Source organism: Acinetobacter puyangensis (assembly GCF_900096995.1).
Lineage (GTDB): Bacteria > Pseudomonadota > Gammaproteobacteria > Pseudomonadales > Moraxellaceae > Acinetobacter > Acinetobacter puyangensis.
The window spans coordinates 235,802-247,555 of sequence record NZ_OANT01000001.1; the positions used below are offsets into that span (position 1 = coordinate 235,802).

Annotated in this window: 12 protein-coding genes; 5 read left to right on the plus strand and 7 right to left on the minus strand. The window is 41.4% G+C overall.

What is annotated here, in order from left to right; genetic code table 11:
* Positions 1 to 118 precede the first annotated feature (118 nt).
* Positions 119 to 1,264: a 5-methyltetrahydropteroyltriglutamate--homocysteine S-methyltransferase gene (locus CRO21_RS01130; RefSeq protein WP_097077515.1), complete on the minus strand. Its 1,146-nt coding sequence runs from the start codon at positions 1,262 to 1,264 to the stop codon at positions 119 to 121.
* A gap of 211 nt (positions 1,265 to 1,475) precedes the next feature.
* Positions 1,476 to 2,345 carry a LysR family transcriptional regulator gene (locus CRO21_RS01135; protein WP_097077516.1) on the minus strand — a complete coding sequence of 290 codons (870 nt, stop codon included), beginning with the start codon at positions 2,343 to 2,345 and terminating at the stop codon, positions 1,476 to 1,478.
* Positions 2,346 to 2,647: 302 nt separating this feature from the next.
* On the opposite strand from CRO21_RS01135, the gene leuC reads away from it, so the two are divergent.
* From leuC to leuB, 4 genes are all read left to right on the plus strand, one after another.
* Complete coding sequence (leuC, locus tag CRO21_RS01140) at positions 2,648 to 4,081, plus strand: 3-isopropylmalate dehydratase large subunit (protein WP_097077517.1); 1,434 nt, start codon at positions 2,648 to 2,650, stop codon at positions 4,079 to 4,081.
* A gap of 12 nt (positions 4,082 to 4,093) precedes the next feature.
* Positions 4,094 to 4,744: a 3-isopropylmalate dehydratase small subunit gene (leuD, locus tag CRO21_RS01145; protein WP_097077518.1), complete on the plus strand. Its 651-nt coding sequence runs from the start codon at positions 4,094 to 4,096 to the stop codon at positions 4,742 to 4,744.
* Positions 4,745 to 4,849: 105 nt separating this feature from the next.
* A complete protein-coding gene (locus tag CRO21_RS01150) occupies positions 4,850 to 5,419 on the plus strand; it encodes a hypothetical protein (RefSeq protein ID WP_097077519.1) in 570 nt (189 codons plus the stop codon).
* A gap of 58 nt (positions 5,420 to 5,477) precedes the next feature.
* The gene (gene leuB, locus CRO21_RS01155; RefSeq protein ID WP_097077520.1) at positions 5,478 to 6,557 is read left to right on the plus strand and encodes a 3-isopropylmalate dehydrogenase; all 1,080 of its coding nucleotides are present in this window, start codon (positions 5,478 to 5,480) and stop codon (positions 6,555 to 6,557) included.
* Between the two features lie 70 nt (positions 6,558 to 6,627).
* Here the strand turns inward: leuB and CRO21_RS01160 are convergent, their stop codons facing one another.
* Positions 6,628 to 6,945, minus strand: coding sequence for a hypothetical protein (locus CRO21_RS01160; protein WP_097077521.1), 318 nt, complete (start codon positions 6,943 to 6,945; stop codon positions 6,628 to 6,630).
* 225 nt (positions 6,946 to 7,170) lie between these two features.
* Complete coding sequence (gene infA / locus CRO21_RS01165; protein ID WP_004692529.1) at positions 7,171 to 7,392, minus strand: translation initiation factor IF-1; 222 nt, start codon at positions 7,390 to 7,392, stop codon at positions 7,171 to 7,173.
* Between the two features lie 236 nt (positions 7,393 to 7,628).
* Here infA and CRO21_RS01170 point away from each other — a divergent pair, with 236 nt between their 5' ends.
* Positions 7,629 to 8,651 (plus strand): AraC family transcriptional regulator, encoded by a 1,023-nt coding sequence (locus CRO21_RS01170; RefSeq protein ID WP_097077522.1) that lies wholly within the window; start codon positions 7,629 to 7,631, stop codon positions 8,649 to 8,651.
* Between the two features lie 49 nt (positions 8,652 to 8,700).
* Here CRO21_RS01170 and truA read toward each other — a convergent pair whose 3' ends face one another.
* The 3 genes from truA to CRO21_RS01185 are packed head-to-tail and all read right to left on the minus strand — an operon-like array spanning position 8,701 to position 11,753.
* Positions 8,701 to 9,498 (minus strand): tRNA pseudouridine(38-40) synthase TruA, encoded by a 798-nt coding sequence (gene truA, locus CRO21_RS01175; RefSeq protein ID WP_097077523.1) that lies wholly within the window; start codon positions 9,496 to 9,498, stop codon positions 8,701 to 8,703.
* A 9-nt stretch (positions 9,499 to 9,507) separates the two neighbouring features.
* Positions 9,508 to 10,476, minus strand: a complete 969-nt coding sequence (locus CRO21_RS01180; protein ID WP_097077524.1) for an asparaginase domain-containing protein — start codon at positions 10,474 to 10,476, stop codon at positions 9,508 to 9,510.
* A 50-nt stretch (positions 10,477 to 10,526) separates the two neighbouring features.
* On the minus strand, positions 10,527 to 11,753 hold the full coding sequence (locus tag CRO21_RS01185) for a hypothetical protein (RefSeq protein WP_097077525.1): 1,227 nt from the start codon (positions 11,751 to 11,753) through the stop codon (positions 10,527 to 10,529).
* Between the last annotated feature and the right edge of the window lies 1 nt (position 11,754).

Here is an 11,754-nt window from a genome sequence, read left to right on the forward strand (position 1 = left end):
CAATGGTCGTTAATTATAAATGAATGTCACCAGTTTTATACGGTTAGTGTAATTAGTACGGCATGAATAGGGCCTGTTGAGATGAAGTGTCAACAGACCTTAATTTAGTTGCGCGTCATTATTTCGGCCAAACTTCTGCCACAATGTCATTAATTAACTGTAATTTTTTCCACTGTGCTTGGTAATCCACTTTGTTTCCTTCTTCAGTAGAAGAAAATCCACATTGTGGGCTTAACGCCAGTTGTTGCAGTGGTAAAAATTGTGCTGCTTCCTTGATACGGGCGATGATGGCAGCTTTATCTTCGAGTTGTTCAACTTTAGAAGTCACCAATCCCAATACTACTTCGGCATTAGAATCCTGTAATTTGGCTAAAGGTGCAAAGCCACCAGAACGTTCGTTATCATATTCGAGGAAGTAACGATCTACATTTTGGACTTGTTTGAAAATATAATCTTCAATAGAATCATAACCGCCTTCATAGATCCATGCCGAAGCAAAGTTACCACGACAAATATGCATGCCGATCACCAAATCTTCTGGTTTATCCGCCAAGGCAAGGTTTAATGTGGTCACACAGGCCTGTGCCAGTTCTTCGGTTGAATCACCAAATTCCTGTGCTTCATTGGCACGTTGTTGTGACACCAAAAAGGCCCAGTACACATCATCAAGTTGTAAATAACGACAACCCAAAGCATAGAATGCCTGAATGGCCTTATTATAAGCGTGGCCTAGATCCTGAGCATAAGCTTGTAAGTCATTGACATAAATCTCGTTGCTGCAACGAATTTTACGCTGCATAAACATATTTGGGCTTGGAATGGTCATTTTGGCAATATGATTGGCATCTTCACCGACCGCATCTTTTAAAAATTTAAAATGTTGTAAATGTGGATGGTTCGGATTAAAGTCGATTTTTCCGACAATTTTAACCTGATGTGGTTTGGTTTCCACACCATGGAATTGGTAACCTTGCGCTTCGTCAAAACCTTCGGCACCAGTCAAATGTTCCATAAAATCAAAATGCCACCATGCCCGACGTAATTCACCATCGGTAATGGCATGCACGCCATTTTGTTTTTGTTGTTCGATCAGCTTTAAAATTTCTTCATTTTCAACTTGAACTAAATCTGCTTGAGAAATTTTACCTTCGGCGTAATCTTTACGTGCTTGTTTTAAACGCACTGGACGTAAAAAACTTCCGACATGGTCGGCTTTATAGCCTGCATAACGTTGTTTGGCTGCTGCGTTGGTATTGCTGGACATGACCTGAAATCCTAAAATTTAAACATGATGGCTATTGAATAATAATTCTCAAATTTTGTCGAATAACATGAATTTTATTAATACTTTATTGAAAGGTTTTAATAATCAATAGATTGAGTGAAGATCCATAAATAAAACAGTATGAACTTGAGAAATTTTCAGCTTAACATGAAGAAAAATCAGGAGGTTTTGCAATTTTTCCTTGTCAGGTTTAAACCAGCGTTTGCATAATTTTGGCAATCAAAATCTGTACTGCTTTGGATTGACTGCGCTCGGGATGCCAGACCATACCCAAACGTCGATGTAACTGTAAATTCAGATCCAAAATTTGTAAGTCTTGATTAATTAATGTCTGCGGTAAAACCGACCAGCCTAAGCCAATGGATACCAGCATGCGAATAGATTCCAATGGATTGGTACTCATGGACGCTTGTAATTTTAAACCGCGTTTTTCAAACTCTGCCAAAGTAATTTGACTGGTATAGGTATGTGCAGAAGGCAGTAGACTTGGATAACTGATTAAGTCCTTCAAGGTTAAATCCTGCTGTTGTGCCAACGGATGAAAAGGCGCAACCACAAACGTGAGAGGATCTTGCCATAAGGGTTGATAATGCAGACGAACATCAGTTTGCGGTGGTAAAGTTAAAAATGCCAATTCGATTTCACCGGCAAGCACCAATTGATGTGCTTGTTCGGAATCGACGAAATGAACATCTAATTGAACCTGAGGGTATTCCTGTGCAAAAGGTTTCAGATGTTTGGGGAGATGATGTAAGCCAATATGATGGCTGGTACCGATTTTTAATTTACCTTTGACTTGATCTTGAGATTGGCTAATGTCACGCTGAATATCTTCAAGTTCACTTAGCCATTGTTTAATACGTGGTAAAATATGATGTGCAGCTTGCGTGGGTTGAATACCACGGCCAAGCGATTCAAATAACTTAATCCCCAGATAATCTTCCAAACCATGAATGCGTTTGGTAACGGCAGGTTGGGTTAAATACAGCTTTTCCGCAGCAACCGAGATTGAACCAGTTTCCATGACTTTAATAAAAGCATTAAATGTGGCAATTTTCATAATTCGAAAGACATATTTTTTAAAAGTGTATCATGAGCATCTCATGGCGTTATGAAAATGTAGCAAGTTTGAGAAAAATTCACAATGAATAAAATATATATTAATTTTGAGCATTTAAGATAAATTAAAAAGAAATATTTTGCTGGTTCTGTTTTTGGCATGATGGAAAAAGAATACAATTCATTCCAAAAAGTTTTGTAATGTATAAAAATGATAAATTAGTTTTATGTTTTAAAATCCTCTATACTTCATAGTATAAAGTATCTATACCCAGTCCGATGTAGCACAATGGAGGCGACGATATGGCAGGCAAAACCCAGAATCCAAAAACATTGTATGATAAATTATGGGATGATCATTTGGTCAAACAACGTGATGATGGTTCCAGCCTGATTTATATAGACCGTCATTTATTACATGAGGTGACTTCGCCACAGGCCTTTGAAGGCTTAGAGTTGGCTGGGCGTCAGCCTTGGCGTTTAAGTGCCAATATTGCCACACCAGACCATAATGTTCCGACCTCGAAAAAAGAACGTGAGCAAGGAATTGCCGGGATTGAAGATAATACGTCCCGTATCCAAGTACAAACACTGGATGATAACTGTAAAACTTTTAATATTGTCGAGTTTGGTATTAATGATATTCGTCAGGGTATTGCACATGTGGTTGGGCCGGAACAGGGCTTGACTTTGCCGGGTATGACGGTCGTTTGTGGTGATTCACACACCGCAACACACGGTGCCTTTGGTTGTCTGGCACACGGGATTGGAACATCTGAAGTTGAACATGTCTTGGCAACGCAATGTCTGGTTCAGAAAAAAATGAAAAACATGCTGGTGCGTGTCGATGGCAAACTGGGTAAAGGTGTCACTTCTAAAGATGTAGTTCTTGCGATTATCGGCAAAATCGGTACCGCAGGTGGTACAGGACATGCGATTGAATTTGGTGGTCAGGTGTTCCGGGATATGTCGATTGAAGGACGCATGACCGTGTGTAATATGGCGATTGAAGCCGGAGCACGTGTAGGGCTGGTTGCTGTCGATGAAAAGACCATTGACTATGTAAAAGGCCGTCCTTATGCACCAAAAGATGAAGACTGGGATAAGGCAGTCGCTTATTGGAATACTTTGCATTCTGATGATGATGCAGTATTTGATACTGTGGTGGTGTTACAAGGCGAAGAGATTGAACCGCAAGTGTCGTGGGGAACTTCACCTGAAATGGTGATTCCGGTAACACAAGCTGTTCCTACCTTGGAACAAGCCAAAGATGACGTACAACGCAATGACTGGACACGTGCTTATCAGTATATGGGCTTAAATGCAGGTCAGGCTTTGGCGGATATTCAACTGGATCGGGTCTTTATCGGTTCATGTACCAATTCCCGTATCGAAGATATTCGTGCGGCTGCTGATGTGGTGAAAGGTCGTAAAGTTGCGAGCAGTATTAAACAGGCGATGATCGTACCGGGTTCTGGTTTGGTGAAACAACAAGCTGAACAGGAAGGTTTGGATAAAGTCTTTTTGGAAGCTGGTTTTGAGTGGCGTGAACCGGGTTGTTCGATGTGCTTGGCAATGAATGCCGATAAATTGCAGCCGGGCGAGCATTGTGCGTCAACCTCTAACCGTAACTTTGAGGGTCGTCAGGGTAATGGTGGTCGTACCCATCTGGTCAGTCCAGCCATGGCAGCCGCAGCAGCGATTGCCGGTCATTTCGTTGATGTTCGGACATTCTAAGGGAGCAAAACCATGAAAGCATATACAGTTGAACAAGGTATTGTTGCACCATTAGACCGTGCCAATGTCGATACCGATTTAATCATTCCAAAACAGTTTTTAAAATCGATTAAACGCACTGGTTTTGGTGATAATTTATTTGATGAGTTACGTTATCTGGATGAAGGTTATCTGGGACAGGATATTGCTAAACGTCCTAAAAATCCTGATTTTGTGTTAAATCAGCCGCGTTATCAAGGTGCAACCATTCTTTTGGCACGTACCAATTTTGGTTGTGGTTCGAGTCGTGAGCATGCGCCTTGGGCACTCAGTGAATATGGTTTCCGTACCGTGATTGCACCAAGTTATGCGGATATTTTCTTTAATAACAGTTTTAAAAACGGTATGTTACCTGTGATCTTAAGCGAAGCGGAAGTGGATCAGCTGTTTAAGGAATGTGAAGCAACCGAAGGTTATCAATTGACTGTCGATTTGGCGGCACAGGAAGTACGTACCCCGTTCGGACAAGTATTTAGCTTTGAAGTGGATTCATTTCGCAAACATTGCCTGTTAAATGGTTTAGACGATATTGGTTTAACCCTGCAAGCTGCCGATGATATCAAGGCATATGAAGCAAAGACCAAACAACAACGACCATGGGTATTTCAGGAGATTCATGGCTAAAGATTTTGTAAACAGTGTGCGGCAAGCGTAGCTATCCGAAACACATCTTGATAAGATGGGCGTTGCTATTAAAAAAGTCCAATGCTACACATGAGTAGGATACACATGATGCGTGTCGCATATTTCACTGCGTGGTTTTTAGGTGCGATGATGTTACTCTCTGGGTGTCAAAGCACAAATACGGTGGTGGATGCTTATAAAATCTTGCAACAGCCACATTCAGACTTGGATACGCTGTATTTATCTTGTGCAGCCGCTCAAGGTTGCGATTTTGCAAGAGTTGATGATGTGATGGTCATCGATGAGCAAACCCATCGTCCAACCAAGCAGGCGATTGAACGAGGTATGGTTCGTTTGGAAGGTTCAGTCTTTTCCATTAATCACCAATATGCACTTTCCCTGATTTCGGGAGAACATGAGGTGGCCGTAAGATTTTATCCGGTTTCGAATCAGCGGGCAGAAAAGTTTCATCTGATCCACCGCTTTTTGGCAGGTCATGAATATAAGTTAATGATGTTCCGTCAAAAGGCTGTGAGTAATGGTTCTTTGCTCAATGTCGCCATGCCTGGTGCACTCTGTGTCGATCTCTTGCAAGACAATATTGCTTTACGACGTTTTTGCCGGCCCTTTAATGTGGTGACCGGTTTAGGCGAATTTGTAGAACAACGTATTTAGGGTTGAAGGGTCAGCCCTTAAGAACCGTGTGTAAAACACATCACAATTGGACGTTAAAATGACGAAACATATTTTAATTTTAGATGGCGATGGTATTGGTCCCGAAATTGTCGCAGCTGCCGAAAAAGTATTAAGTGCAGTCAATGAGAAATATAATTTAGGTTTGACTTGGGAACATGGATTACTGGGTGGTGCAGCCATCGATGCACACGGCGAACCTTATCCTCTAGTCACCAGTGCGCAGGCTCAAAAAGCCGATGCGATTCTATTGGGGGCAGTCGGTGGTCCAAAATGGGATACTATTGAGCGTTCAATTCGTCCGGAACGCGGTCTATTAAAAATTCGTAGTGAACTTAATTTATTTGCCAATCTGCGTCCTGCAATTTTATATCCGCAGCTTGCCGATGCGTCTAGTTTAAAGCCTGAAATTGTGGCTGGTCTGGATATTCTGATTGTTCGTGAATTGACCGGCGGTATTTATTTTGGTCAGCCTCGAGGCATTCGTGAACTTGAGAATGGCGAAAAACAAGGTTATAACACCGATGTTTATTCCGAATCTGAAATCAAGCGGATTGCCAAGGTTGCATTTGAATTGGCTGGTTTGCGTGGAGGGAAAGTCTGCTCAGTGGATAAAGCCAATGTACTTGAAGTGACGGAACTTTGGAAACAAACTGTAACTGCATTAAAAGACCAGCATTATCCAGACATTCAGCTTTCACATATGTATGTGGACAATGCTGCCATGCAATTGGTACGTGCGCCGAAACAATTTGACGTGATTGTAACCGGTAACTTATTTGGCGATATTCTGTCTGATGAAGCAGCAATGTTGACCGGTTCAATCGGTATGTTACCTTCAGCATCACTGGATGAAAATGGCAAAGGCATGTATGAGCCTTGTCATGGTTCGGCGCCTGATATCGCGGGACTAAATGTTGCAAATCCTCTGGCAACCATTTTGTCAGTTGCGATGTTATTGCGTTATACCTTCCGTGAAGAAAGCGCAGCAAAAGCCATTGAAGATGCAGTGGGTCAGGTGTTGGATCAGGGCTTGCGTACAGCGGATATTGTCTCTGAAGGCACAACCAAGATTGGTACACAAGAGATGGGCGAGGCAGTCGTTGCTGCTTTGGCTTAATCTATTGATTTGATTTTAAAATAGTTGATAAAACGCAGTCTTGAGGCTGCGTTTTTTATTTTATGTCAGCTTAGCAGGCTTTACCTTTGCTTTCCCATTTGATTGCAACATTATTTTCCAGATGAAAAATAATATGGCAATTTGCTTGTACTTCATAAGCATGACCACCTTGCGCAGAAGAAGGCGTCATCCCTCCGCTGTTCATCATACCAGCCATACCTGGGGTAAAAGTGGCTTGTGCCGGCATGGGAATTGGGATTGCAAGTGGACGATGAATGGTATAAATCAACTGGGTTGAATTGTGCTGGACCTGTGCTGCCGTGGTGGCATCAAAACCAAATGCTTTAAAGTCGGCCTTAGTATAGTATTGTCTCTTTAGGTTGACCAATAAATTGATCTAAGTAGGCAGTAAAGTTCTGACGTTGCAGACTGCTATGCATACATCCCGTGATGAGGAATAATGTGGTTGTGTAGAAAAGTACAAGAATGGTTTTTGTCATTGTTTTGCTCATTAGGATGTTTTTATTGATTATAGCGGATAAATAAAAAAGCCACATTGTGGAATGTAGCTTTTTAGAATTTGGCTTAAGTTGAATAAGTTGTGTTGATAGGGTCAACGCGCACGATACGTGATACGACCTTTGCTTAAGTCATAAGGCGTCATTTCAACTTTAACACTATCCCCTGTAAGGATACGGATATAGTGCTTACGCATTTTGCCAGAAATATGCGCAATAACTTCGTGCCCGTTTTCTAAACGTACACGGAACATGGTATTAGGAAGCGTTTCGGTGACAACGCCTTCGAACTCGATGAGCTCTTCTTTATTGGCCATAGCCTACCTGATTTGTTAAAAATTACAGGCGCAAATTATAGCCAAAAAAATTAAATATCTCAAGTTATATGTGATTTAAAGCGCAACAGTTTTTTAAATTGTAAATAATTTGCATAAGGTGCCTCAATTTATATTCAAAATTGCCATTTAATACGTTGTCAGTTTGGTCAATAGTGGTTAATCTAATAGAGATGAAAGTGGATATATTTCAACATGATTAAGTAAGGAAGAAAATCATGGGGCAGTTAACAGATGCGTCAGTCGTGCTACGTTTGGGCTATCAGGCAATGCGACGGGCAGGACTCCCTACAGAAGAAATTCTAAATAAAGCAGGTGTTGCTTTAGGTCAATTGGGAATAAATGCACGGACACCGTTTAGTGCCCAGAGCGCCTTTTGGAATGCGTTAGAAGAGGTCACTCATGATCCCGATATTGGATTGCATTTGGGCGAATATTTGCCCTTGTATCGAGGTCAGGTGATTGAACATTTGTTTATTAGCAGTGGAAACTTTGGTGCCGGGCTTAAACGTGCTTTGGCGTATCAACGCCTGATCAGTGATGCATTAAAAGCAGAACTGGTGATTAATGAAGCACATTGTTATCTGACCAACTGTGTCCAGCCGACTGCCGATCAAAAAGTAAATCGCCACTTTTCCGAATGCTTTATGTCTGGGGTACTGCGTTTCTTTAAATTTGTCACAGAAGGCCGTTTCCAACCGACATTTATCGATTTTAATTTTAGTGAGGGCGCAAGTGGTGAAGAATATTTACGGGTCTATGATTGTCCTGTAAGTCTTGGGCAAAAAGAAACCAGAATTTATTTCGACCACGCTATTTTAGATTATCCGTTGTGGCAAGCGGAACCAGAGCTTTTGCAGTTGCATGAACAGCTCGCAGTGGAAAAATTACAAGAGCTGGCGCGTTATGATTTAGTTGGTGAGGTCAGACGTGCAATTGGGGCCACACTGGAAAGTGGTGAAACCACGCTGGAAACAGTTGCCACACAATTGAGTATTACCCCACGCCGCTTACGTACCCAGTTGAGTGAAGCAGACACCAGTTTCCAGCAGATTCTTTCCGATTATCGCTGTCGTCTGGCAAAAAAATTACTGGCAAATACCAGCGAAAGTGTGGAAAGAATTGTGTATCTCACCGGCTTTTCCGAACCGAGTACATTCTATCGCGCATTTAAACGCTGGACCAATGAAACGCCTGTTGAATACCGTAAGCGTAAACAGGCAGTTTCTTCAGCCAAGTGATTATACAGACTGCATATTTCACTTTTGCGGTTGCACGCAAAAATGGCTTTTATTCCGGTAGATTCAGCCAGAGTGGTCCTAGAGGACGCTTGGGCAGTTGGAATTTCGGCGGATAGTCGGCATGGATGAAATATAGTCCATGGGGAGGGGCGGTTACGCCTGCTGCACGTCTATCCTGTGCTGCAAACATTTCATCAATGTGATCAATGTCATATTGTTCCTGTCCAATTTCTAATAGACATCCCATGATATTACGCACCATATGATGTAGAAATCCATCCGCCTGAATATCTAGTACCAGAAAGGCACCATGTTGGAATAAACGGCAATGTTTGACATGACGAACAGGCTGATTGGATTGACAGGCAGCGGCGCGGAAGGTTTCAAAATTATGCGTGCCTTCGAATTTTTTGGCTGCCTCAATCATTTTGGCTATATTCAGCGGATAATAGGCATGGGTTACCTGTCCCCATAATAAGGCCGGACGATGTGGCGCATGGTAAACCACATAGCGATAGCGTCGGGCACAGGCTTTAAAACGCGCATGAAAGTCCAAGTCCATTGGTTGAATCCACTGGATTGCAATATCTTTGGGCAATTGTGAGTTGGCACCCATCAGCCAGCCGCGTTCTGGTCGAATCGCCTCGGTATCAAAATGCGCAACCATATTGGTGGCATGTACACCTGCATCGGTACGTCCTGCACCGTGTATCGTAATCGGTTCATCTGCAATTTTACTGAGGACTTGTTCAATGGTGTGTTGAATACTGCGTACACCGCTTTGCTGTGTTTGCCAGCCTTTAAAACGGGTACCACAAAATTCAATGCCGATTGCATAACGCTGCATGATGAATCCTTAAATTAACCAGTATTTTTGCCAGTTTTGCTGTTGATGATGTTGTAGATAAAGTATTACTGCACGGGCATAAAGATCTGCCTGACTATGATGCGGATCAAAGACCAGATCGAGATCAGCCAGCCATGAGCCAGCAGCATATTGATGGGAAAGCTCGCCATATAAAACTTGACTGCTGATGATGATCCAGCATCCCGATTGTATAAGTGCATTGAGTACATCTTTTAATTCTGTTGTATACGCTAAATTACCGCAGCCGAATGTCTGCAAAATCAAAATATTAGGAGGATTTTGTCTAAGCGCGTCAAGATTAAATGTGATATTTTTTGCACTCTCGGGTGATAGGTAATAATTTAAAATTCTAAGTTTTTGGGCAAGCTCGAGATGGGCTGTTTCTAAATGTTTAAGCGCATTTAAACTATGGCTGGATTGATACGTTGTTGTTTCTAAGCCAGTAAATGCCTTTAATTCCTGCGTATGAACTTTATAACAGCTATTGGCATGGTAAAGTGTATGCTGAAAGCCAAGATAAACCCCTGCTTTTAGGCTTGAAATTGAGTTTAAGGCAAAATTTAGATTGTCCCACGCATCAGAATTAGAATAGAGGTTTTCACCTGTTTGCTTGAATAATGGATATTGACTGCCTGTAATAATCAGATGAATTGTATCGGCGAAAATATGATGTAAAAAAGCTGCTGCATAATGAAGTGTATCGGTCCCATGAATCAATACAAAATTTTGATATTGCTTACTTAATGTTTGAATAAAAAAACTTAATTCTAGCCAGTCACGGGCGTTTAATTCACTGCTGTCTTTGATGGTTGGTGCTGCAAAAAAATCCAATTGCTGCATTCTGGATAAATATAAGTGTTGTAGTTTTTCCAGAAAAATTGGCGCTGACATGGGTGTTAAAGGCGAGCCAACACAACCGAATGTCCCTCCCATATAAATAACGGCAATTTTATTCATAAAAAATAAGCAGTTTTAAAAACTGCTTATTTTAACAAGATTTGCTTGAATTAGGCGATCTTTTGTAAGAGTTGTTCGATTTTTACATTTTGTTGATCAGATAAATTGGTGGATTGTTCGCCTAGAATCAGTTTGGCAGCATGATATTCACCTAAACGAATATACTGTTCTGCAAGATCAATATCCAGATCAACCGGATTAACCTCAGTCAGATCCGGAAAGGCTTGAATAATAGGATCTTCCGGATCGGCATAAACAACACGATGTTGTTCAGGTTCGAGTGAGATCTCAATCTGAACAGGAGGTACAGTATTCGTTGCAATGTCTTCTAGAAGGATTTTTTCACTGGCTGTATCTATATGTTGTAGCGGTGTATCCAGCTTAAATTCAAATTCTGGAAGGGGGTTATGCACAGCTTGAGCTGGTGATTGTTCCTCAAGTGTAAACGTCAATGACTCTTGATTTAATGTATCTTGATGAGCTTTGGGCGGGGTAGGTTGTTCAAGTTGAAACTCAGATGCCGATTCACTTGGCTTTTCTGTTGGGACAGTGATGGTGTGATGAAAATCAAGACCTTGTTCTACAGATGATTCTTTTGCTGTTGTTGCCTTATTGGGTGCTGGTGAGGTAATTGAAAGGCTATCAAATTCTATGGTGTTATTTTGGGGTGTATGCGACGTTTTTTCTTGTAATGGTTCCTCGGTAGTGGGCGCTGGTGCCGTTGCGAGAATTGTGGTTGTTTTTGGATTTACAAATTCAAGCGGTTCTAAGGATTGAGATTTTGAAAGTGGTGTACTGTGATGTATTGACGTTTTTTGATCTTGTTGAAAGACTTCGTGTTCACTAAAGAGCTGTTGATAGATTTCATTTAAATTCAGTTTTTGTACGGTATCAAATAACTGTTTGATTGCAAAATTATCATCTTGTAATTGGTAAAGTTTAAGCAATTTAAAATAGAGCTCAGGTATATTGGAGTCTTGATTTAGAGATAAATTGATTAAGCCTTCTGCTTTGGCATATTGTCGATCAGCAATCAGCAGATCCAATTTTGCCAATAAATTGTCAAGATCTAGGTGTGCTTTGGCTGGTACTTCAGAATGGGTTGATGTATTGGTAGCTTTGGTTGATACGGTAGTCTTGCTTGGGGTTTTGGTTACTTTTCTATTGCTACTGCTCGTCGTTTTTTTTGCTGGGGTCTTATCTTGCCCCTGTTTGGCGCGAATAACCAGTAATACTGCAATCGCAATAACCAAGATGACAATAATTGAAATAGACATA

Bases quoted from the DNA above. Each gene is read 5' to 3' on its own strand.
- CRO21_RS01130 (WP_097077515.1), bottom strand. From the start codon at position 1,264: ATGTCCAGCAATACCAACGCAGCAGCCAAACAACGTTATGCAGGCTAT.
- CRO21_RS01135 (WP_097077516.1), bottom strand. From the start codon at position 2,345: ATGAAAATTGCCACATTTAATGCTTTTATTAAAGTCATGGAAACTGGT.
- leuC (WP_097077517.1), top strand. From the start codon at position 2,648: ATGGCAGGCAAAACCCAGAATCCAAAAACATTGTATGATAAATTATGG.
- leuD (WP_097077518.1), top strand. From the start codon at position 4,094: ATGAAAGCATATACAGTTGAACAAGGTATTGTTGCACCATTAGACCGT.
- CRO21_RS01150 (WP_097077519.1), top strand. From the start codon at position 4,850: ATGATGCGTGTCGCATATTTCACTGCGTGGTTTTTAGGTGCGATGATG.
- leuB (WP_097077520.1), top strand. From the start codon at position 5,478: ATGACGAAACATATTTTAATTTTAGATGGCGATGGTATTGGTCCCGAA.
- infA (WP_004692529.1), bottom strand. From the start codon at position 7,392: ATGGCCAATAAAGAAGAGCTCATCGAGTTCGAAGGCGTTGTCACCGAA.
- CRO21_RS01170 (WP_097077522.1), top strand. From the start codon at position 7,629: ATGGGGCAGTTAACAGATGCGTCAGTCGTGCTACGTTTGGGCTATCAG.
- truA (WP_097077523.1), bottom strand. From the start codon at position 9,498: ATGCAGCGTTATGCAATCGGCATTGAATTTTGTGGTACCCGTTTTAAA.
- CRO21_RS01180 (WP_097077524.1), bottom strand. From the start codon at position 10,476: ATGAATAAAATTGCCGTTATTTATATGGGAGGGACATTCGGTTGTGTT.
- CRO21_RS01185 (WP_097077525.1), bottom strand. From the start codon at position 11,753: ATGTCTATTTCAATTATTGTCATCTTGGTTATTGCGATTGCAGTATTA.